The sequence below is a fragment of the Brucella cytisi genome (genome assembly GCF_038433355.1).
Classification (GTDB): domain Bacteria; phylum Pseudomonadota; class Alphaproteobacteria; order Rhizobiales; family Rhizobiaceae; genus Brucella; species Brucella cytisi.
Genome location: NZ_JBCAUP010000005.1, coordinates 145108 through 166921 on the forward strand (window position 1 = coordinate 145108; position 21814 = coordinate 166921).

The window sequence follows — 21814 nt, forward strand, 5'->3', positions numbered from 1 at the left end:
CGGAACATGAGTTCGCCTCACGAAACGCGAACCAGATTCCGATCCATTGCGTTATCCTCCGTCAATACAGACTTGCGCAAACGAGACCCTGTTAAACGAACCTCACTTCGGCCAGGCGTTTAATAGAGTAATCGTCGTTCCAGCAAACGGCAGCTTCCCAGGCGGCCGAGGCCTGATGAGCAACATCCCATCTGTGTGCGTCAAGAGCTGCCGCATTGTGAGGCAGGGCCAGATCAAGATCGGCAGCGTCGACATGCGACTCGTCCCAGTCAATCAACGCTACCTGATCGCTTGTCATCAGAATATTCCGTGCGTTAGGGTCACCGTGAACAACGCAGGTCGGGCAGTCAACAAGCCGCGCCCAGGCCGCCCGGCATCGCACTACGCCCTCCGCTGGCATTGCGGAGAGGTCGATCCTTGTCCCCTGTTCAGTCAGGAGAAGATCGGTCGATGATCGCCACCCTGGACGCTGCGGCCAATCCCGGGTCAGCCGGTGTAGTTCACGCAGTGTATCAGCTACCCGCCGCCAGTCGGCCTCTGTCCTGGGCGGCATGCCTTCCACGTATTCCATCATTACCATGCCTTCTACGAATAATCGTCCATCCATTGCGGGAATGGGCCGCGGTACCGTCATGCCGTTTCGATCCAGGTATTGGAGGAGCTCGGTCTCCCAGGCCAGATCATCGTCGCTTCGCGTGCCAAGGCGTGCCACCGCAAGGCGTCCGCCGATCAGCACGCTCCAGATATCGTTGGCAACGCCGCCGGTAAGCGGCGCCAGGCGGTCAACATCTGCGCCCCAAGATTTGAGAGATTCCCATCCCATTTGTGTAGCCTTCCCGATTTTGGGTTAATCCAGATCGTACCTTACAATACTATTTTCGTCATACTTGCCGATTGCGATGACTCTGATCAGGCGGAAAATGGCAAGGGCAACGGAAACGGGATACAGGAATCCGCTGACAAACATGATCCCGTATAGGTCAGCGAACAGTTCGCGTTCTTCTCCGAACCTGTCTGTTATCCCGGTTACCGGGTATACATAAGCGGCGATGAATTCCCCGGTCCCGTATCCGAAAAAGATTCAGGCCGGCATGAGCCAGAGAAGGTGCATTCCTGAGATGTTGAAAGAATCTGGTTGCGCAGTTTTCCATACCGGGGCGCATTGGTTCATTACACAACATCATAGGTTTGGCGGCTGCATATGACGGAAATTTTGCTAGAAATGAAATGACGTGTTGAAGGCTCTGGGCCCGTCCCGTAGCTGCGAGAGACGGATGCACCGTTTTTTGTCCGGCTCGTGCTGAGTAAAACATCAAAGGATAAAGTTAATGCTGAAATTATTAAGCGGTTTGGCGGTGCTGGGCCTGGTCCTGTCAACTGCTTCGTTCGCGAGTGCCGACGAAAAAATGTTGAAGATTGCAACCGAAGGCGGCTTTCCGCCCTTCAACATGACACGTCCAGACGGAACGCTGGATGGATACGAGATTGATCTGGCCAAAGATCTTTGCGCGCGCATGGAGATAAAGTGCGAGATTGTAACGCAGGAATGGGACGGCGCTGTTCCGGCACTTCAATCGCGTAAGTTCGACGTGCTGATGGCCGCGATGTCCATTACGCCTGAACGTGAGAAGATGGTAGATTTTTCGATCCCCTACCAGCTCGGTCTGATGGGTTTTGCCGCAATGGCAGATACTCCTGTTGCAGAGCTGCCAGGCACGGGAGAAGCCATCAATATCAGCTCCAATCCGGATAAATTCGCCGAAGTTATCGAAAAATGGAAACCTGTACTCCAAGGCAAGACAGTTGGTGTGCAGAGCAGTAGCAGTAATGCAATTTTCCTTGAAAAATACCTTAAGGACGTAGTGGAAGTCCGCGAATATCCATCCACGGAAGAACACGATATGGATCTTCTGGCTGGCCGGGTTGACGCTGTGTTTGCGGCCTATCCGATCCTTATGGGTGATATGGAAAAGCCCGAATTCAAGGATATGAAGATTGTCGGAACAGGTGTGCGCGGTGACGTATTCGGCAAGGGTGCAGCAGCTGCTTTTCATAAGGGTGACACTGAACTTAAGGCGAAGTTCGATAAGGCTATTCAGGCTGCCATCGATGATGGCACGATCAAGAAACTGAGCATCAAATGGTTCAAGAGTGATCAGACGCCTTCGAACGACTGATCGCACGACAATAATGCAGGATTTGGCGCGCATGGTGCGCCAGGCCACTTTTGAAAATGAAGCTCGGGATTAAATCTCCATGAACACACTTGTTAACGACACTGACCGTCTCATAGATGATCTGGTAACGAAGGAAGAAGCGCGACTGATCGAGATCAGGCGCGATATTCACGCTCATCCCGAAATCGGATTCGACGTTGAGCGCACAGCGGCTGTCGTGGCGCGCGAGCTTTCCCGTCTGGGTATCGAACACCAGACGGGTGTAGGTCGTACCGGTGTGTTGGGTATCATCAAAGGCGGGCGTGCCGGTCCTACACTTTTGCTACGTGCCGACATGGACGCACTGCCGATCCTTGAAGAGACCGGGCTGCCTTATGCAAGCACCATCGAAGGTCGCATGCATGCTTGCGGCCATGACATCCACACTTCCACGCTGATCGGCGTGGCGGCTGTACTCAAGGAGATCGCGCCCCGCCTTGCAGGTACCGTGAAGCTGATGTTCCAGCCAGCGGAAGAAACCCCCGACAGTGGCGCCAGAGCGATGATAGAGGATGGCATCCTGGATGGTGTGGACATGGCGCTCGGTTTCCACAACCATCCCGACGAACCCACGGGCATGTTCAGTTATATCGAAGGCAATGCCAATGGCTCTTGCGACGAATTTGAGATCACGGTTCATGGCCGTTCCGGGCATGCCGCTCATCCTGATCAGGCAGTGGATCCCATCGTTGCATCGGCTCATCTGGTGTTGGCTCTGCAGACTATAGTCTCTCGTGAAACCAACCCAATGCATCCGGCTGTATTGACGATCGGAGCGATTCATGCGGGCGACGCATACAACGTCATTCCAGAGACCTGCAAACTGATTGGAACTGTGCGTTGTCAAGACCCAGAGACACGGCGCTCCATTGATGAGGCGATTCATAGACAATGTCGTGCACTGGAGGATTTGCTGCGTGTCAGGTGTACAGTGAACTATATGCGGACCCTTCCTTCCCTGCAGCATGACGACAGGATTGTTTCGATCACTATGGAGGCCATCGCCGACCATTTCGGCAATGAGGTTGTAATGAAACGTGCACCCAGCCTGGGTGCGGAGGACTTCTCTCTGGTTGGCGAGAAAGTGCCATCTTTCCAACTTGGCATTGGCTCGCAAACCGCAGGACGGAACGATTTTCTGCACAATGGTGATTATCAGCCTGATGAAGCGTGCATTGGCCTCGGTGTTGCTGCATTGTCCTGCGCTGCGATACGTCTTCTCGAAGAGCGTGTCTGAATGAGATCCGATGCCTGATTGAAATTAAGGATTCTGCGAGCCTGGCTGCTTTGAATACCAGTATCTCGAACTCGTAAGTGCGAGCCGCTAGTAAGGGATTTTGTTGCCGCCAATGGGCGTGCTTCGATGTGCCTGGTCATTATTGCGACGAATTTTTGGTGGCCTGGGATCGCGGTCGGGGACAGAATGAGAATCTGACGAGAGGGCAGGAGTTTCAACGGGGCGGGCATTATCTGTTTCAAATGGACGCTGCTCCGGAGCAAATGGTCGCGGAGCAGGACGCTGAGGTATTTCCTGATATTGACTGATCGCGGAAACTGTTTTGCGAACAATATGGTGTTTGCAATACGGGCAGCGTCGACATCGCTTTCAATTGTTGTCCTTATAGTGGACCCAAAACCTGCTTCATCGTTAAGCTATCGGCACGGGTGAGGCAGCTCCGGATTAAAAATTCAGATAATCGGTTTAATATGTACAATTGAAACGTAAGATCAGCGTCCCGCGCGACCGATTGCGGGTTCTGCTCCAGTATCACATCGATTGTTTGGCAAGAAAGTAGTTCTCGTTCCGTGTTCAAAAACTAATGAATAATGAACGAATGCGAAGATGTTTTTTCCGAATTTTATTTTTATGGGTTGACCGAAGGGAAATTGCAAATTTTACTGATATTATTTCCATGAACTATAATTACTTTTGAGAGGGAACAAATGTCAATAAAGCGGGCAATGAGAATCGCTGGATTACTTTCCGGCGCCCTTTACATTGTCGGAACAATGGCGTCTCCAGTGCTGGCACAGGAGCCAGCTATGGTTCCTGCCCCAGAGCGGTCACCATCGGATGGCGTGGGGCCGTTTAGCAAAATGGTTATCCGCGGTGCGACATTAATTGATGGAACCGGTGGTCCGCCTCGCGGTCCTGTTGATATTGTAATTGAACATAACCAGATTACAGATGTGATTAATGCGGGGACGCCTGGCCTGCCGTTAAAGACCGGTCGCAAGCCAACGGATGCTGAGCATGAAATAGACGCCTCCGGTATGTTTGTGACTCCAGGTTTTGTGGACACGCACACACATGCGGGTACACCGGATAAAGCTCCCGAACTGGAGTATCCGTTCAAGCTATGGCTGGCGCATGGCGTAACGACGGTTCGCGGTGTTCCCCTCGTCGCGGGAAAGCTGGGTGCAAGCGAAAAGCTGCGTAGCGAGAAGAATGAAATTACTGCGCCACGGATATTCAATTATCAGACATTGGGCAGTGCGTGGGATGGGGGAAGAGTTACCACACCAGCCATTGCGCGCGATTGGGTTAAATGGGCTGCAGCCAACAACATCGACGGGATCAAATTCTTTAATCGCGGAGACGAAACACCAGAGATTATTGCAGCAGCGATTGATGAGGCAAAAAATCAGAAACTGGGCACTGTAGCGCACCTTTCTCAGAACCTTGTGATGGAAGTAAACGCAGAATCAGCGGCGGCGATGGGGCTTGGGACGGTCACCCATTTCTATGGTCATTTTGAAGCATTATTAAAAGACCATCGCATTCAGGATTTTCCGGCGACTTATAACTATAATAACGAGTATGATCGTTTTGCCGGTGTTGCCGATATCTGGAATCAGATTTATGAGCCGGATAGCCCGGAGTGGAAAGCTTATCTTGAAAAGCAGAAGCGGATGGGGATTGTATTTGATCCGACGTTCACCATCTATGCGGCGTCTCGCGATTTGATGCGGGCCAAAAACGCTGACTGGCACGCAAAGTATACGATGCCAAGCTTATGGAAATTTTTCCAATCCACTCGTGACAATCATGGATCCTATTTTTACGACTGGACCACGCATGATGAAGTACAGTGGAGAAATTTCTACAAGCGTTACATGCAACTCGTGAATGACTATAAGAATATGGGTGGCCGGGTAACGACAGGCACGGATTCTGGTTTCATCTACAAGCTTTATGGTTTCGGTTTTGTAGAGGAACTGGAACTGCTTCAGGAAGCCGGATTTACTCCGCTGGAAGTAATTCAGTCGGCAACTGTTAATGGCGCCCGCACTCTTATGGAGCCGAAGGGCGAGGCTGCTTTATTCGGCGTGGTGCGCAAAGGTATGCGTGCAGATCTTGTCATCATGCCTGAAAATCCGCTGGCCAATTTCAAGACGCTCTATGGCACCGGCCATGAAAGGCTAAATCCCCAAACTAACGAACCGGAGATTGTGGGCGGGGTTAAGTGGACTATTAAGGACGGCATAGTCTTTGACGCGAAGAAGTTGCTCGATGATGTTGCGATGATGGTTGCGGCGAAGAAAGAGAAATCCGGTTCAGAAAAACCTGTTAAGCCGGACTGACCGACCATTAAGCCGCCAGCCGGCATACGCCTGTCAAGGCAGCCCGTGGGCTGGTGGAAGCGCGATGTGAACACCGCCGTTACGAGAGAAATTTGGCAATCCGACGGGAGCACAGGACATTAACGAGGGCAGACGGGGTGCGGGTCAAAGTCATTGACGGGTTAGACCCGCACCTTTTCTTACGCGAGGTCAGCAGGCAGCACTTCCACAGGAATATTTTGATAGCTGACGGGCCGCAGGAAGCGGCGGATGGACATGGTTCCAACACTGGTTGCGCCGAAGTTAGTGCTGGCGGGGTAGGGGCCCCCATGAACCATAGAATCGACTACTTCCACGCCGGTCGGAAAGCCGTTTGCCAGAACCCGCCCGGCCTTGCGTTCAAGAACTGGCAATAGCTTGCGGGCGTCAGCTGCATCGTCCCTGTCCATATGCAAGGTTGCTGTCAGCTGGCCTTCAAGACCCTTGGCCAGATGCACCATGTCATCGACCGACTTCACGCGAACGACGACGCCGAGCGGACCAAACACTTCTTCGCCGATGGTATGATCGCTGAGGAAAGCGTCGCCGGTCGTCTCATAGAGATTGGGCGAAGCTTCGCGGCCCTTGCTTTCTGTGGTCAGCACCGCTTTGACGGAGTTACGGCTGTCGAAATGTACCTTGCCATCCTGATAGGCCTTAGCAATGCCGTCGGTCAGCATGACCTGCGGCGCAACCTTTTCCAAAGCGCTGCGGGTGGACTGCACAAAGCTGTCGGCGTCCGATCCGTCGATAACCACGGCGATGCCTGGATTGGTGCAGAACTGACCAGCACCCATGGTCAAGGACGCGGCCCAGCCTTCGCCGAGCGACGGCGCGCGGATCTTCATGGCTTCCGGCAGCAGGAACATCGGATTGACCGAGCCAAGCTCGCCGAAGAAAGGAATCGGTTCCGGGCGCTGTGCGCAAAGATTGAACAAGGCACGACCACCGCCAAGCGAGCCAGTAAAGCCGACAGCCTTGATCAGCGGATGCGTGACGAGCGCCTCGCCGACCTTGCGATCTCCACCCTGGATGAGGCTGAACACACCTTTCGGCATGCCGGTCCTGGTAATAGCGGCTAGAATGGCATCAGCGACGATTTCGCCGGTTCCCGGATGCGCAGAATGGCCCTTCACAACCACCGGGCAGCCTGCGGCGAGGGCCGCTGCCGTGTCGCCACCAGCGGTGGAGAAAGCGAGCGGAAAGTTGGATGCGCCGAAAACTGCAACCGGGCCGATCGGGCGCTGCATCAGGCGGATTTCCGGGCGCGCTGCGGGCTTGCGGTCAGGCAGGGCTTCATCGACGCGACGATCCAGATAGTCACCCTTGCGGATATGGCTGGCAAAAAGGCGCAGCTGGCTGGTCGTGCGTCCACGCTCGCCTTGCAGACGGGCAACTGGCAAACCGGTTTCCTGCGTGCCGATTTCGGTAATGGCCTCCGCACGCGCTTCGATCTCGTCGGCAATGGCTTCGAGGAAGAGGGCGCGTTCTTCACGGCTCTTGTAACCATAAGTCCAAAACGCATCTTCTGCTGCCTCGCAGGCGCGCGCCACGAGAGCGGGCGTGCCGACTGCGAATTCATGCGATGGACCCGTCGCCGGTGTCGAGGCAAAAGTCGTCTCCCCCGCAACCCACTCGCCAGCTATCAGGTGTTGTCCATGGGGTGTCCAGCTCATTTCAATTCCTTTCCATAGCAATTATCGCATTGTGATCTGTATTTTTACATCCGTCGGATGAGCCGCATCCGCCCGCCTGAATGCCTCAACGCTATCCTTGAAGTCATATGTTTCAGAGATCAATGGCTTCACATCGATCCTGCCTTCTGCCAGCAATGCAATGACGCGTTCATAGACGTTTGCGTAGCGAAAGACTGTGACAAGGCGGATTTCCTTGACCTGCAATGCGACGATATCGATAGGTACCGCTTTTTCAGGCATGCCCACACAAGCCAATGTACCCCCTGGACGAATGCAATCGGCAATGCCATCAAATGCTTTGGCAGCACCTGAGCATTCATAGACAATATCGACGCCCCAGTCATCGGTCAGACATCGAATCTGATCCTTCAGGGGACCGTCGGCTGCGTGAAGTGGCTGGATGCCTGAATAGCACGCGGCAATGTCGAGCTTTTGTGACGCCGGATCGAAGATCAGGACGCGCGAACACCCGGCGGACAACGCGCTGAGCGCCACAAGAATGCCGATCGGACCTGCTCCGAGGACAAGAGCGACATCGCCCGCCGCCACGCCGGTTTTATGAACCGCCTGGAGTCCCACCGCCAAAGGTTCGATCATTGCACCTTCGGCAAAAGACACATTCCCGGGCAGTTTATAAGTCAGGTTTGCAGGGTGCACGACGTCTGGTGTCAGACATCCGTGAACTGGCGGAGTGGCCCAGAAAGTGAGAAACGGATCAAGATTATAAAGTCCGATACGGCTCGGGCGGCTCGTAAAATCAGGGACGCCTGGCTCAACGCAGACCCGCTCGCCCACCGTGAGATTGTGAACCCTTGCGCCGCAGGCAATGACAGTGCCAGCTCCCTCATGGCCGAGGATCATCGGTTTCTTCACGATGAAGGGACCGATCCTGCCATGACGATAATAGTGAACATCGCTGCCGCATATTCCGACAATGTCCATCGCGATGCGCACGTCGCAATCGCCAAGTGTCAAATCGATATCGATATCACGCAAAGCCAGTTCGCGCGCCTTTTCCAGAACAAGTGCGAGCGCCATGATGAACCTAGATACTCGTATAGCCAGCGTCTGCAGTGACAATCGAGCCAGTCATCAGGCTTGAAGCGTCTGAGGCAAGGAACTGGACGATGGAAGCGATCTCCTCCGGCTTGCCCATGCGACCGGCGGGAGTCAGGTCAAGCCAGCGCTCAACCAGCCCCGGCTGATTTTCAAGTCCATGCAACAATGGCGTTTCGATATAGGTTGGCGCAACCGCATTCACCCTGACACCTCGTTTGGCCCATTCGACTGCGAGCGAGCGTGTGAGGTGGTGTACCCCGGCTTTCGAGGCGTTGTAGTGGCACTGTGGCTGCGGTACATTGACGATATGTGCCGACATCGAGCCGATATTGATGATCGAACCCTTGCCATTTTCCAGCATTCGACGACCAAAGGCCCGACAGGTGCGGAATACGCCACTGAGATTGACCTCAATGACACGATCCCATTGATCATCGGTCATGTCTTCAGCGGCGACATTGTTGACGATACCTGCATTGCAGACGAGCACGTCAAGTGGCGGTAAGTCATTCGCCAGCGCGTTCAACTGAACGCTGTCAGTAACATCGAGCTGCCGGGCGGTTGCAGACCCACCGATTTCTCCCGCGGTGGTTTCGGCGCGTGACAGATCAATATCCGTGCAGACCACCGTCGCCCCGGTTTGCGCCAATGCCTGCGCACATGCTGCGCCTATTCCCTGACCGGATCCTGTTACCAGTGCCAGCCGACCGCTCAAATCCATTCTTGCACGATAGGACATTTTGTTCTGCCGTTCCTAAATCAAACCGCGTTTGGCCATGTCCCGCATCAGCGAGCGCATACCGTAAGCCCATGGACGCGCCTTGTCCGACGTCGTGACCACATTGCGCAGGGTTCCAAGCGTTGGCGTCGAAATCTCGACGACGTCACCTTCCTTGTGGGTGAAGCCGCTGCCTTTTTCCGCACGATCCTGCGTGGGAGCGAACATGGTACCCAAAAATAGCAGGAATCCGTCAGGATATTGATGGCTGGCATTGATGGTCTGTGCGACCAGATCGGCAGGTCTCCGGCTGATCTCGGCCATATTGGAGCGTCCTGACATTTCAAAGCCGTCTTCTCCTTTGACGGACATTTCAAGTGTTGCGTTCTCAATGTCTCCGAGCGTAAATCCAGCGTCAAACAGACGGATGAACGGTCCAATGGCACAGGAAGCATTATTGTCCTTGGCCTTGCCGAGCAGGAGAGCTGAGCGACCCTCAACGTCGCGCAGATTGACGTCATTTCCAAGTGTGGCGCCACGGATATTGCCGTTTTTATCTACCGCTAGCACGATTTCGGGTTCGGGGTTGTTCCACTTCGAAATCCGGTTGACGCCGACTTGCGCGCCATGGCCAACGGCAGACATGGGTTGCGATTTGGTGAACACCTCAGCGTCAGGTCCGATGCCCACTTCAAGATATTGCGACCAAAGCCCTTCTTTCTCCAGGCCAGCCTTTACCTCGGCGGCCTGCTCAGAGCCTGCGTGTATGTTGGACAGGCTTCCGCCGATCAGTTCACCGATGCGCTTGCGGATCGCGTCGGCTTTTGCCGGGTCGCCCGAAGTCCGCTCATCGATGACGCGTTCGATCATACTTTGCGCAAAAGTGACCCCACAAGCCTTGAGCGCCTGGAAATCGCAAGGTGCAAGCCATGAATGGCGAGCCGATCCATAACCTGTTTCATGCGGGGAAAGAATGAAATCTTCAGGCTTGCCGAGCTTTTCGCCCTGCAGATCATCAAAGCGTGCCGCGGGATCGTTATCCAGGAAGTCGCTAACTGAAATCACCGAGTTTGTGACATCAATCACCTCACAATCGCGAATGATGACAACACTGGGCGCTGACAGGTCGGCGCGCCACACACGCCCGACCAGGCGGGCCTTTTCATGAGAATCGGGAAGCATGCTTCTCCTCCTTGTATGTAGTAAAACTATTAAAATCATTGCAGTTTCGTCAAGGTGTAATCCGCCTTTGTTGCGAATATTATTGCTGGCTTCAACTGGAAACTGACGTGAATTGCGCCGAGAAGTCACTGTATTTATTTAATTTCATCGCTGAAAATGATTTTGTGCCGTCGGTTCCTTTTTCTGGATTGGCAAATCTGATGCAACGCGATATGTAGTTATGCTATATCAGCGAACCTTGTGAACGTTGATGGCACTGAACCGGGTGGAGAAAATCATGACCGATGCGATCCTGTCGCGGATCGATGGCAAGCTGTTCATCGACGGAAAATTCATTGAAGGACGCGGGGCGCGTATCGACGTCGAGAATCCGGCACGCGGCGAAGTCATCGGGCAGATCGCGGCCACGACGCCCGAAGAAATTGACCAGGCAGTTGCAAGCGCGCGGGCAGCATTTCGTTCATGGTCCAGAGTTCCGGCCAGGGAGCGGTCACAAGCTCTCCACAGGCTCGGCGACCTGATATCTGCCGATGCCCTGCACATGGCCCGGATCATGACGCTCGAACAGGGCAAACCGCTCAATGAAGCAAAGGGTGAAATCCTCAAGCTGGCCGAGGCTTGCCACTTTTATGGCGAGGAAGCCGTGCGCGTTCTTGGCGAAATCGTACCCAACGACCAGAACGGTTATCAAAGCCAGGTTATCCGCGAGCCGATCGGCGTGGTCGGTGCAATCACACCCTGGAATTATCCCGCCGAACTTGTTGGCTGGAAACTTTGCGCAAGCCTTGCTGCTGGTTGCACAATCATCATCAAGCCGGCAGAAATTACACCCTTTACCGCCCTGGCCATTGCCGAAAAGGTGGCGGAGGCCAGGATACCAGCAGGCGTCGTCAATGTCGTGACCGGCAAGGGCTCGCTCGTAGGTCAGGCACTCGTCGAGCATCCAGACGTTGACAAGATCGCCTTTACCGGCTCAAGCGCGGTTGGTCTTCATATCCAGAAGTCCTGTCCAACCGTAAAGCGCCTTTCATTGGAGCTTGGTGGCAATTGTCCGTTAATCATAACCGCCAGCGCTGACATTGATGCGGCAGTGAAGGGGGCAGTGCGCCGTTCCTTCCGCAATATGGGGCAGATCTGCATTGCGATTAATCGTATCTATGTGGCGCGCCCGCTCTACGAGACCTTTCTCGAAAAATTCGCGGTTGCAGCCAACGCATTGACCATCGGCGACGGTCTGCTCGAACCGGCTGCCGATATCGGGTCCATGGCTTCGCTTGCACCACTGGAAAAAACGCGCGAGCACCTGGCTGATGCATTGCAAAAAGGTGCAAGGCTCTTCGCCGGCGGCAAGACGCCGGAAGGTGAAAAATTTGCCAGGGGATTCTTCTTTTGTCCCACCATTGTCGCCGACTGTACCCATGAAATGAAGGTCATGAGTGAAGAAACCTTCGGGCCGCTTGTCGGTGTGGCCGCTTTTGACAGGCTGGAAGAGGCTGCAGCCCTCGCAAACGATACACCTTACGGGCTTGCCTCTTATGTCTATGCGCGCGACTTGCGGGAAATCTATCAGCTGTCAAGCGATCTCGATTACGGAAATGTCGCCGTCAACAATGTCGACGCGGGCATCATGAACGCGCCTTATGGGGGCCGTAAGCAAAGCGGCATCGGCTATGAGCATGGTCGGGAAGGCTTGCTGGAATACTTCAATTTCAAGCATATCCGCCTGCATCATGGCATAGGGGTCTGACTTCATGACTTCCGCACTTCTAGGTATCGACATCGGAACCTCGGGCTGCAAGTCGTTGCTTGTGTCCGTCGAAGGCAAGATTCTGGCTTCCAGCACCGCCACCTACGCGCTGTCGCAGCCTCGTACCGGCTGGGCAGAACAAGATCCTGCACTTTGGATCGAGGGTGCGCGAAAGGCAGTGGCAAGCGTCATGGCGCAATGCCCGGATACTGAACTTGTCTGTGTCGGCCTTTCAGGACAGATGCATGGCCTGACACCGCTTGACCACAACAGAAAAATCCTGCGACCGGCAATCTTGTGGAACGACCAGCGTAATGCTGCCGAAGCGGAGGAAATCACAGCGAAGGCTGGCGGACTTGATGCTCTGATCGGACAGACGGGCAACCGCATGCTGGTCGGCTATACCGGTGGCAAAATCGTCTGGATGAAAAATCACGAGCCGGATCTCTTTGCAAAACTGCATCATGTACTTAATCCTAAAGACTATTTGCGTCTGGTTTTGACGGGAGAACTTGCAACGGAAGTTTCGGATGCGTCTGGCACCGGGCTTTTCGATGTGCGACGGCGCAAATGGGCATCGGGGCTGATCGAGACGCTCGATATCGATCCTGCATTCTTACCCGCCTGTCACGAATCTCATGAGATTTCCGGGCGCATCAGCGCTTCTGGCGCAGCACTCTTCGGGCTTCCCGCAGGGCTACCTGTGGCTGGCGGCGGTGGTGACAGTGTCATTCAAACTATTGGTTCAGGCGTTATCGAACCTGGTCAGTTGCAAACTACAATCGGTACTGCCGGTATTCTGGCAGCAGCCCTGGATAAGCCTGTCCCATGCGCAGACGGTCGCATCCAGATGTTCTGCAATGTCGCCCCTGCCAAGTGGCACGCCATGGGAGTATCGCTGAATGCGGGCGGGGCCATGGGCTGGTTCCGCTCAATCCTTGCCGAAACCGGACATGGTGACGATCTTACCTTTGATGCGGTCGTGAAGGCTGCTGCGTCCACCACACCAGGTGCACGTGGACTATTGTTCCTGCCGTATCTCAATGGTGAACGTTGTCCGCATCCAGATCCCGCAGCACGCGGTGCCATCATCGGCCTCACAGCACGCCACACACTTGGCGATGTCGCGCGCAGTGTCATGGAAGGCGTTGTTCACGCGTTTTATGACATGCATGCGCTGATGAAATCCATGGGGATCGAGGGCCGGGTGATCAAGGCATCTGGAGGTGGTGCCCGATCGCCATTGTGGCGACAGATCCAGGCCGACATGTTCGGTTGTGATGTGGTGACGACGGAAGGTGCTGCGGAAGGTGGAGCTTTTGGCGCGGCACTGGTAGCAGGAGTGGGGGCAGGTGTCTGGAAGGACGCGACTGAGGCAGCTGGCACCTTGCGCGAATTGACACGTCAAAAGGCTGATCGTGCCCATAGTGACGTCTACCACAAGGCACATGAAATCTATCGAGCGCTTTATCCTGCACTCTCCCGGAGCTTCCACGCTCTCGGCGATCCGGTTTTTGCAGGCTGACCGCCGAACGGGCCCAACCTAAGGACTTTTTGAATTATGAAACAATATTCGGCATTGATCTTCGACCTGGATGGAACGCTGATCGACAGTGCGCCGGACATCACCGCGGCGGTGAATGTCTATATGGCGTCCATGGGCTGGCCGGCACTATCCGTCGACTATGTCGAAACCTTTATCGGTAATGGCCCGCGTCGCCTGTTGCAGGACATATTCATTGATCAGGGCCTGCCCTTTGACGATGCAACCGTGGATGCTGCGGTTCAAAGCTATATCGAAAACTATCATCGCAACCCGGCCGAGAAGACACGCTTCTTCAGCCATGTTCGCGAAGATCTGCAAAGCCTGCATGCTGCCGGTTTCAGGCTGGGCATCTGTACCAACAAGCCCCATGCCCTGACACAGGAAATTCTGAAAATCCTGGGGCTCGATCGTCTCATCGAGGTGGCGCTTGGTGCAGACGCGGTACCGGCGTGCAAGCCTGATCCCGGCCATTTGCGCGCCGTTGTCGAGCATATGGAGCTAAACGGTGCCAACTGGGCATTTGTCGGTGACACCAATGTCGACAAGGCGACGGCGGAGGGCGCGGGCGCCACTTTCTTCGTCGTGCCTTGGGGTGGTGGAGCCGATGTAAATGTCGAGCCACATCAACGGCTTGCGCGTATCGCCGATCTCATGGAGTATCGCCCTGATTAAATGGTGAGATGACGAAGGAACGAATTTCATGACGGTTAGCCTGTTACAGCGCATATTCCATGAAACAGACGGAATGGGTGCCGCCGAGCGGCGCATCGCCAACTTTGTGAGTACGTCTCCAGGCGAGGTTATTCATATGAGCATGGCCAGATTGTCCGAACGCTGTTCGGTCAGTGATCCAACCATTATGCGCTTTTGCCGGCGGTTCGGTTTCGATGGCTATCAGGATTTCAAGCTGCATCTGGCGCAAAGCCTCGTTCCTTCCGCACCTTTCGCCTATGAACAGATCATCCCCAATGACGGCATAGACAATATTGTCCGCAAGACCTGTCGCAATTCTCTCAACGCCATCCAGCGTGCTCTGGAGGATCTCGTTCCGCAGCAGGTTGAAAAGGCGGCCCTGCTTTTGCGCGATGCCGCATGGACCGGCATCTACGCCAGCGGTATTTCTGAAGTCACAGCCATTGATGCCGAACACAAGTTCCAGCGTCTCGGTATGCGGTGTGCAGCCGTCATGGGGCGCAAGAAGCAGTGGATGCACGTCGAAAGTTCGCGTCCGCACGAAGTCGCGCTGATCTTTTCGCAGTCTGGACACACCAAGCAGATGGTGGAGCTGGCCATTGCGGCAAGGGCGGGGGGCGCGCGCGTCGTGTCGATCACCGCAGCCGAAAGTCCGCTCGCCCGTGTCACGGATGCGCTGATTGCTGTGCGTCCCTACGATCAGACCGAGTTGATGACACCGCTCGCATCGCGCCTCAATCATCATCTCGTCGTCAACATGCTCGTCACGGCAATAGCAGTGTCGAGCGGCAGCGAATTCCCCGATCAACTGCCAGCCCTCGATTCCTGGCTGACCGACAAGATACGGGACTAACCTTCTAAACAACCGCCGCAGTCGTCCACAACGGCTCCGGTCAATCGGCAGGAAAGACAAATGTCCGCAGAGCAAAATGAAGCCAAGAAAGTCGCAGGCCGCCGGGTCATTGAGGAATTCGTTCGAGACGGTATGAAGCTTGGCCTGGGATCGGGCACCACCTCGCACTTCTTCGTGCGGGAGCTGGGCAAATATGTCGCCGGTGGCATGAAGCTGACCTGCACCACCACGTCGCGTTCGACGATCGACGTCGCGCGGGAAGTGGGTATCGCCATTACGGATCCAAACGAAATTGGCGAGATCGATCTTACAGTCGATGGGCCGGACGAGATCGATCGCCAGTTCAACATGATCAAGGGCGGCGGTGCGTGCCTGTTGTGGGAAAAGATTATCGCACATGCATCAAAGCAGATGATTACGGTTTGCGATGAAACAAAAATCGTCGATACGCTCGGTGCCTTTCCTCTGCCGGTGGAGGTGGTTCAGTTTGCGTGGAAACAGACTGAACGGATGGTAGATCGGATTTTGCAGGAACACGGGATTGCTGCCGGGATCACCCGCCGCATGCGTGACGGTCAGCCCGTGGTAACCGATAGCGGCAATTTCATCCTTGATTGCAGATGCGGCGCGATCGCCAAACCGGCACCGCTGGAAACTGAACTCAACCGCATACCTGGCGTCGTCGAAAATGGCCTGTTTACCCGGGAATCTGCCGGTATTGTTGTCGGTTGTTTTGACGGTACGTCCTACGTCAAGATGCGTTAATCTAGTAAAACTTCAATCGGACTGATGTGACTGGATCCGCCCCAGGTTCCGGAAAGCGTAAAATTTTGCCAAAAATGGCAGATTATCGCGATTATTCGATCAGGATTGCGCCGATCAGTCTGAATTTATCCAAAGCATCTTGACAAGCTTACAGCATATGTAGTGAAACTATATCGACATACTCTGGGAGGTGAATATGGGTATCGATCTTAAACTCAACCGGCGCCATGTTCTGGCAGGGGGGCTTGCACTCGGAGCGGCGGCATTCGCCGGACGTCAGGCATTGGCGCAGGATCGCGTATTCCTGCCGTTCAGCAACAAAAGTCTCGATTACTATTTTTTCGTTATCGAGGAAGAGGCGGTAAAGCGTGCTGTCGAAAGCCGCAAATGGTCGTTCCAGGCAACCAATGCCAATTTCGACAATACAAAACAGCTCGAACAATGGCAGAGCCTGATGTTGTCCCAGCCTGCTGGTCTGGTTGCCGATCCGATTGATAGCCAGGCGATCGTCAGCGCGATCCGCCGCTACAATCAGAAAAAGATACCGGTCGCCATCATCGATACGCCTGCAGATGGCGGGGATGTCGCCATCACAGTCAGCTTCGACAATTACCAGGGCGGCGTCATGGCCGCACGCGAGATTATCGACCGGTTGACCAAAAAGCACGGCAGCCCGCGCGGCAAGGTCCTCAATTGCTATGGAGCACTTGCAAGCGTTGCCTGGCGTCAGCGCAAGGAAGGTATGGACGCCGAATTCGCCAAGTATCCTGACATTACCTATATCAGCCGGCCCACCGAGGGGCAGCTCGATCAAATGCTTTCCGTGACGCTATCGACGCTTTCCGAACATCCAGATCTTGATGCCGTTCATGCACCCAGCGACTCGCCCGCACGCGGCATCACAACCGCCCTGCAGCAGAAAAACCGTTGGAAAAAGGTCGGCGAGGAAGGCCATGTGATTTTCGTCACTATCGATGGCGAGCCGGTTGCAGTCAGAGGCATTCAGGACGGGTACATGGATGCCTGCGTGTCACAAGACCCTATCGCCTACGGCGAGATAGCTGTCGAGCTCTTGGAAAAGCACGCAATGAAGGGCGAGGAAGTGCCGCTCGGCGCTTATGAAAACAAGAAATATTTCTGGGAGAAGGGCGAGATCGTCAAGGGCGATACCGGTCCAACCCTCATCATTCCGCCTTTCGTCATCAACGGCGACAATGCCGCCGACAAGCGCCACTGGGGCTATGTCGCAGAAAAGGAATGGGGCGTTCCCTATACCTGAACATGAAATGCGACGTCCGCGCAACAGGGGTGGGCGTCGTTTCGCATGTGATTGGCGTGCGGTCGCAGGCGACGGAGGAGTATCATGAAAAATATCCAGACAAATGGGCGCGACAAGGATGCTGGCGAAAGCAGCATTGCCTTGCGCGTCGACAACGTTACCAAACGATATGGAACCTTTACGGCCCTGCACTCCGTCAGCCTCGATATTCGCCGCGGCACTATCCACGGACTGCTCGGCGAAAACGGTGCCGGCAAAAGCACGCTAGTTGGCATCATCTCCGGGCAGCGTACGCCCAGCAGCGGAACAATCTATCTCAATAGCGAACCGGTGCAGGGCGCAGACGTCAAGGCCATGGAAGAAGCCGGCGTCTTTCTGGTCACACAGGAGCCGATGATCATCGATCACATCTCCGCCTCTGAAAATCTGATGCTGGGCATCTGGCCTTCGCGAGGCGGTTTCGTGCGCTGGAAGAAACTGAAGGCGGACGCTGCACGGATGCTGAAAGATTCCGGAATTGATCCAGCCGTCAATGCCGGCAGGCTCAACGCCGTTGCGAGACGCAAGCTCAATATCCTGCGCGCCATGTTCTCCGGCGGTAAGGTCATCATTCTCGATGAACCGACTGCCGCCCTGACCGTTCCCGACCGCCGGCAACTGTTTGATTTCATGCGTCAGTTGAAGGGCGAAGGTGTCACCTTCATTTTCATCTCGCATTATAATGACGAGATTCTCGAAATCTGCGATGCGGTTTCGGTACTGCGCGACGGTTTTCTCGCCGGCGGCAGTCAGGACGTAGAGGCGATGACGTCCGAGCAATTGTCTGAACTGGTGCTCGGGCGCGGACTCGACCTGTTTCAGCGCGAGCGCAAAACGTTCGGTTCTCAAACCCCTGCAATAAGCCTGCGAGGTGTTGTGGCGCATCATGTCGATCTGGATGAGCTTGATATCCGGCCAGGCGAAATCGTCGGCTTTACCGGCCTGCCAAGCGCCGGCGCAAAAGAACTCGCGCGCGCGATCTTCGGCCTTAACCGGGCGTCGGCTGGAGCGATCAGCTTTGCCGGTGGACCACGGGAAAGTCTCCCGCAGCATCCAAAGGCAGCTTTCAGCAAGGGTGTCGCCTATTTGTCCGACGATCGGCGCAAGGATGGCGTCGTCGGCCATTTGTCGATCGCTGAAAATATCGCTCTTTCATCACTCGATAGGCGTGCGGTCCTCGGTTTTGTCAAACGCGACGAGGAAGCGCGTCTGTGCGACGGATATTTCTCCAGCATGGGTATCAAGGCGCGAAGCGCTGCCGCAGCCGTCGATACGTTGAGTGGTGGTAACCAGCAGAAAGTATGTCTCGGTCGTGTTCTTGCAACACAGCCACGGCTTCTTATCCTCGACGAGCCGACACGCGGTATTGATGTCGGCGTCAAACAGGACGTTTTGCGCATCATCGATGAACTCAGCAACAAGGGCGTCAGCGTTATTATTGTCTCGACCGATACGGACGAGCTGGTGCGCGCAGTCGACCGTGTCTGCGTATTCCGTCATGGCTCGATCGAGGAGATCGTGACCGGTGACGACATTACCACCGACAATCTGCGCCGCCTTTCACAGGCGTGAGCACAACATCGGTAAAGGAATAAGTGAAATGAGCAATGTCATGACGGCCACCGCACCTAAAGAGGTCAAGCCTAACGAAAAAGCGACACATAATATTGTCGGCTGGATTTTGCACAATGTGGTGTGGATCTGGCTGGTGGCGCTGGTCCTCGGTTTCGGGCTGTTCAATGAGTTTTTCCTTACCGTGATGAACATGCAAAACATCATGGTCCAGGCGACGGTTCTGGGAATGCTCGGCCTCGCTGTCGCCCTGCCGCTGCTTGTGGCTGAGATTGATCTGTCGATCCCGGCCAATCTCGGATTTTCGTCCGCAATCGGCGCGCTTGCCTATTCCAATCTCGGATTGCCCTGGTTTCCAGCCATGCTGGCGGGTATCGCTGTCGCAACTCTCATCGGTTTCTTCAACGGTCTTTGCATCACCAAATTGCGAATGGTCTCGCTCATCCAGACGCTTTCGATGATGATCATCCTGCAAGGCGCTCTCCTGGCACTGACGCAAGGCAAGACCTTGACCAATCTGTCCGACGGATATGTCTGGATCGGTCAGGCATCGGTTGCCGGATGGCCAGTTATGCCGTTGATTTTCGTCGTCGCCTTGATCGCGATCGGTGTCCTGTTGCGCATGACTATTCTCGGGCGTTCCATCTACGCGGTCGGCGGCAACCCGCAAGCGTCGAATTCCGCGGGCATTCGCGTAGACCGTATCAAGATTATTGCCTATACGCTTTCCGGTTTCCTCGCAGGTGTGGCAGGCTTCCTGCTGGCGTCATGGCAGATGGCAATCACATCCAACCAGGGCTCCAGCTATCTTCTCTATGCAATCGCCGCACCAATCATCGGCGGCGTCAGCGTTTTCGGAGGGCGTGGAAATGTGGTCGGCATTCTTGGAGGTGTGTTGCTCCTCACTGTAATTCAGGTCGGGCTGGCGATCATCAATATTCCGTCCTTCTATGTCGGCATGATTGGCGGTTTCATGATCTTCATTGCCGTCGCCATTGATGCAATCAGGGTACGTTATTTCGCTTGATTGGACCTGGTTACCGCCTGTGGGAATTCAATAATCATGCCTGATCTCGTTGAACAGCTTCGCCATTTCGTCGGCCGCCGTCATGTCCTGACCGGCGATACGCAAACCCGTCGCTTCAGACAGGGTTACCGTTATGGCGGAGGACAGGTTCTTGCCGTCGCGCGTCCGGGCACGCTTCTGGAGATGTGGCGTGTACTAGAAGCATGCCACCAGGCCGGCACGATCATTATCTGTCAGGCAGCAAATACAGGACTGACCGGCGGTTCCACGCCGGTGCCTGAAGGCTACGACCGGAAAGTTGTCATCATCAATACGCTGCGCCTGCGCCGTCTCGATCTGATCGCCGAAGGAGAACAAGTCGTTTCGCAACCCGGCGTCACCCTTGATCAGCTTGAAAAGACATTGCGTCCCATCGGAAGAGAACCGCACTCGGTAATCGGCTCAAGCTGTATCGGCGCTTCGGTCACGGGCGGAATATGCAATAATTCCGGCGGATCGCTGATAAGACGCGGACCGGCCTATACACAACTTGCACTGTTCGCTCGCATTGATGCCAAAGGAGAATTGAAGCTCGTCAATCATCTGGGTATCGATCTGGGGAACACGGCCGAGGAAATATTGGGCAGACTGGATAAAGGCGAGATTCCAGCCGCCAATATCGACCAGTCGTCGAATCTTTGTGCCTCGGATCACGAATATTGCAATCATGTACGCGATATTTCAGCAGCCACACCCGCGCGATTTAATGCCGATCCCCGTCGGCTTTATGAAGCATCCGGATCGGCGGGCAAAATTGTTGTGTTCGCACTGCGGATCGACACGTTTCCGGCCGATAACAAGACACAGGTTTTCTATATAGGTTCCAACGATCCGAGCGAACTGGAAAGCATACGCCGCGATATGCTATCAACATTCGAGTATCTTCCCATCGCGGGCGAATATATGCATCGATCAGCCTACGATCTCTCGCGACGCTACGGCAAGGACCTCTTCCTGTTCCTCCAGGCTTTTGGCACAGACAAAATTCCATTCGCTTTCAGTCTCAAAAGCCGCTTTGACGGATTAACCGAAAAGTTTCGCCTCGGCGGTGCGATCAGCGATCGTCTCTTGCAGTTCGTAACCGGATTGTTGCCCGATCATTTGCCCGCCAGACTTAACAATTTTCGGGACGGTTACGAGCATCACCTGCTTCTGAAAATGGGCGATGACGGGGTAGACGAAGCACGCTGCTATCTCGCCGCACGCTTTCCCTCAACGCATGGAGATTACTTTGAGTGCACGGGTGAGGAAGGCAACGCCGCTTTTCTCAATCGGTTTGCGGTTGGCGGCTCGGTGGTCCGATATCGCGCGGTTCATGCGAAGACTGTCGAGGATATTGTAGCCCTGGATATCGCCCTGCCACGCAATACGCTCGACTGGTTCGAGAGCCTGCCTGCTGAAATCGAAAAAAAGATCGATGTCACAATGTATTGCGGGCACTTCTTCTGTCATGTTTTGCATCAGGAATATCTGGTCAAGAAGGGTGAGGACTGCGAGGCCCTGAAAAAGGCAATCCTCGCGCTGCTGGAGGAGCGCGGAGCGAAATATCCTGCAGAACATAATGTCGGGCATCTCTACGAGGCCGACGATAGCCTTAAGCAGTTCTATAGGGATCTGGACCCTACCAATGCTTTCAATCCGGGGATAGGACAGACGAGCCGTTTCCTGGATTGGCAGGAAGCTGGCCACCATTCGAGCATTTAGCCAGTCATTCTGGGAGAAACACCGCCCACTGTCACAAGGTGCTTCTCTGCGTCTTAAGGCACGTGCTATATGCAG

At 54.8% G+C, this 21814-nt stretch carries 17 protein-coding genes; 12 read left to right on the plus strand and 5 right to left on the minus strand.

What is annotated here, in order from left to right:
• Positions 1 to 91: 91 nt before the first annotated feature.
• A complete protein-coding gene (locus AAE521_RS06945; protein ID WP_342060838.1) occupies positions 92 to 823 on the minus strand; it encodes a phosphotransferase enzyme family protein in 732 nt (243 codons plus the stop codon).
• A gap of 505 nt (positions 824 to 1328) precedes the next feature.
• Between AAE521_RS06945 and AAE521_RS06950 the strand changes: the two genes are divergently transcribed.
• The 3 genes from AAE521_RS06950 to AAE521_RS06960 all read left to right on the plus strand — a co-directional run bounded on the left by AAE521_RS06950 (position 1329) and on the right by AAE521_RS06960 (position 5801).
• Positions 1329 to 2177, plus strand: a complete 849-nt coding sequence (locus AAE521_RS06950; RefSeq protein ID WP_342060839.1) for a transporter substrate-binding domain-containing protein — start codon at positions 1329 to 1331, stop codon at positions 2175 to 2177.
• A gap of 79 nt (positions 2178 to 2256) precedes the next feature.
• Complete coding sequence (locus AAE521_RS06955; protein ID WP_342060840.1) at positions 2257 to 3453, plus strand: M20 metallopeptidase family protein; 1197 nt, start codon at positions 2257 to 2259, stop codon at positions 3451 to 3453.
• A 707-nt stretch (positions 3454 to 4160) separates the two neighbouring features.
• On the plus strand, positions 4161 to 5801 hold the full coding sequence (locus AAE521_RS06960; RefSeq protein ID WP_342060841.1) for an amidohydrolase family protein: 1641 nt from the start codon (positions 4161 to 4163) through the stop codon (positions 5799 to 5801).
• A gap of 179 nt (positions 5802 to 5980) precedes the next feature.
• Here AAE521_RS06960 and AAE521_RS06965 read toward each other — a convergent pair whose 3' ends face one another.
• From AAE521_RS06965 to AAE521_RS06980, 4 genes are read right to left on the minus strand one after another with little or no spacing between them, the layout of a single operon-like run.
• Entirely contained in the window at positions 5981 to 7495 is a 1515-nt protein-coding gene (locus AAE521_RS06965) for an aldehyde dehydrogenase (NADP(+)) (RefSeq protein WP_342060842.1), read from the minus strand.
• Positions 7496 to 7516: 21 nt separating this feature from the next.
• Positions 7517 to 8554 carry an NAD(P)-dependent alcohol dehydrogenase gene (locus AAE521_RS06970; RefSeq protein WP_342060843.1) on the minus strand — a complete coding sequence of 346 codons (1038 nt, stop codon included), beginning with the start codon at positions 8552 to 8554 and terminating at the stop codon, positions 7517 to 7519.
• Positions 8555 to 8561: 7 nt separating this feature from the next.
• Positions 8562 to 9314 (minus strand): SDR family NAD(P)-dependent oxidoreductase, encoded by a 753-nt coding sequence (locus tag AAE521_RS06975; RefSeq protein ID WP_071632258.1) that lies wholly within the window; start codon positions 9312 to 9314, stop codon positions 8562 to 8564.
• 15 nt (positions 9315 to 9329) lie between these two features.
• Complete coding sequence (locus AAE521_RS06980) at positions 9330 to 10475, minus strand: fumarylacetoacetate hydrolase family protein (protein WP_342060844.1); 1146 nt, start codon at positions 10473 to 10475, stop codon at positions 9330 to 9332.
• Positions 10476 to 10752: 277 nt separating this feature from the next.
• Between AAE521_RS06980 and AAE521_RS06985 the strand changes: the two genes are divergently transcribed.
• The 9 genes from AAE521_RS06985 to dld all read left to right on the plus strand — a co-directional run bounded on the left by AAE521_RS06985 (position 10753) and on the right by dld (position 21739).
• A complete protein-coding gene (locus tag AAE521_RS06985; protein WP_342060845.1) occupies positions 10753 to 12222 on the plus strand; it encodes an aldehyde dehydrogenase family protein in 1470 nt (489 codons plus the stop codon).
• A 4-nt stretch (positions 12223 to 12226) separates the two neighbouring features.
• The gene (gene xylB / locus AAE521_RS06990) at positions 12227 to 13747 is read left to right on the plus strand and encodes a xylulokinase (RefSeq protein ID WP_342060846.1); all 1521 of its coding nucleotides are present in this window, start codon (positions 12227 to 12229) and stop codon (positions 13745 to 13747) included.
• A 36-nt stretch (positions 13748 to 13783) separates the two neighbouring features.
• Entirely contained in the window at positions 13784 to 14440 is a 657-nt protein-coding gene (locus tag AAE521_RS06995) for an HAD-IA family hydrolase (protein WP_342060847.1), read from the plus strand.
• 28 nt (positions 14441 to 14468) lie between these two features.
• The gene (locus AAE521_RS07000) at positions 14469 to 15314 is read left to right on the plus strand and encodes a MurR/RpiR family transcriptional regulator (protein WP_071632263.1); all 846 of its coding nucleotides are present in this window, start codon (positions 14469 to 14471) and stop codon (positions 15312 to 15314) included.
• 60 nt (positions 15315 to 15374) lie between these two features.
• Positions 15375 to 16079 (plus strand): ribose-5-phosphate isomerase RpiA, encoded by a 705-nt coding sequence (gene rpiA, locus AAE521_RS07005; protein WP_342060848.1) that lies wholly within the window; start codon positions 15375 to 15377, stop codon positions 16077 to 16079.
• A gap of 196 nt (positions 16080 to 16275) precedes the next feature.
• A complete protein-coding gene (locus tag AAE521_RS07010) occupies positions 16276 to 17358 on the plus strand; it encodes a sugar ABC transporter substrate-binding protein (protein WP_071632265.1) in 1083 nt (360 codons plus the stop codon).
• Between the two features lie 84 nt (positions 17359 to 17442).
• Positions 17443 to 18969, plus strand: a complete 1527-nt coding sequence (locus tag AAE521_RS07015; RefSeq protein ID WP_342060849.1) for a sugar ABC transporter ATP-binding protein — start codon at positions 17443 to 17445, stop codon at positions 18967 to 18969.
• 28 nt (positions 18970 to 18997) lie between these two features.
• Positions 18998 to 19996, plus strand: a complete 999-nt coding sequence (locus tag AAE521_RS07020; protein WP_342060850.1) for an ABC transporter permease — start codon at positions 18998 to 19000, stop codon at positions 19994 to 19996.
• A gap of 36 nt (positions 19997 to 20032) precedes the next feature.
• Positions 20033 to 21739 carry a D-lactate dehydrogenase gene (gene dld / locus AAE521_RS07025; protein WP_342060851.1) on the plus strand — a complete coding sequence of 569 codons (1707 nt, stop codon included), beginning with the start codon at positions 20033 to 20035 and terminating at the stop codon, positions 21737 to 21739.
• Positions 21740 to 21814 lie beyond the last annotated feature (75 nt).

What these genes read in the sequence shown, in the direction of transcription:
- AAE521_RS06945 (WP_342060838.1), bottom strand. Translation starts at nt 823, where the DNA reads ATGGGATGGGAATCTCTCAAATCTTGGGGCGCAGATGTTGACCGCCTG.
- AAE521_RS06950 (WP_342060839.1), top strand. Translation starts at nt 1,329, where the DNA reads ATGCTGAAATTATTAAGCGGTTTGGCGGTGCTGGGCCTGGTCCTGTCA.
- AAE521_RS06955 (WP_342060840.1), top strand. Translation starts at nt 2,257, where the DNA reads ATGAACACACTTGTTAACGACACTGACCGTCTCATAGATGATCTGGTA.
- AAE521_RS06960 (WP_342060841.1), top strand. Translation starts at nt 4,161, where the DNA reads ATGTCAATAAAGCGGGCAATGAGAATCGCTGGATTACTTTCCGGCGCC.
- AAE521_RS06965 (WP_342060842.1), bottom strand. Translation starts at nt 7,495, where the DNA reads ATGAGCTGGACACCCCATGGACAACACCTGATAGCTGGCGAGTGGGTT.
- AAE521_RS06970 (WP_342060843.1), bottom strand. Translation starts at nt 8,554, where the DNA reads ATGGCGCTCGCACTTGTTCTGGAAAAGGCGCGCGAACTGGCTTTGCGT.
- AAE521_RS06975 (WP_071632258.1), bottom strand. Translation starts at nt 9,314, where the DNA reads ATGTCCTATCGTGCAAGAATGGATTTGAGCGGTCGGCTGGCACTGGTA.
- AAE521_RS06980 (WP_342060844.1), bottom strand. Translation starts at nt 10,475, where the DNA reads ATGCTTCCCGATTCTCATGAAAAGGCCCGCCTGGTCGGGCGTGTGTGG.
- AAE521_RS06985 (WP_342060845.1), top strand. Translation starts at nt 10,753, where the DNA reads ATGACCGATGCGATCCTGTCGCGGATCGATGGCAAGCTGTTCATCGAC.
- xylB (WP_342060846.1), top strand. Translation starts at nt 12,227, where the DNA reads ATGACTTCCGCACTTCTAGGTATCGACATCGGAACCTCGGGCTGCAAG.
- AAE521_RS06995 (WP_342060847.1), top strand. Translation starts at nt 13,784, where the DNA reads ATGAAACAATATTCGGCATTGATCTTCGACCTGGATGGAACGCTGATC.
- AAE521_RS07000 (WP_071632263.1), top strand. Translation starts at nt 14,469, where the DNA reads ATGACGGTTAGCCTGTTACAGCGCATATTCCATGAAACAGACGGAATG.
- rpiA (WP_342060848.1), top strand. Translation starts at nt 15,375, where the DNA reads ATGTCCGCAGAGCAAAATGAAGCCAAGAAAGTCGCAGGCCGCCGGGTC.
- AAE521_RS07010 (WP_071632265.1), top strand. Translation starts at nt 16,276, where the DNA reads ATGGGTATCGATCTTAAACTCAACCGGCGCCATGTTCTGGCAGGGGGG.
- AAE521_RS07015 (WP_342060849.1), top strand. Translation starts at nt 17,443, where the DNA reads ATGAAAAATATCCAGACAAATGGGCGCGACAAGGATGCTGGCGAAAGC.
- AAE521_RS07020 (WP_342060850.1), top strand. Translation starts at nt 18,998, where the DNA reads ATGAGCAATGTCATGACGGCCACCGCACCTAAAGAGGTCAAGCCTAAC.
- dld (WP_342060851.1), top strand. Translation starts at nt 20,033, where the DNA reads ATGCCTGATCTCGTTGAACAGCTTCGCCATTTCGTCGGCCGCCGTCAT.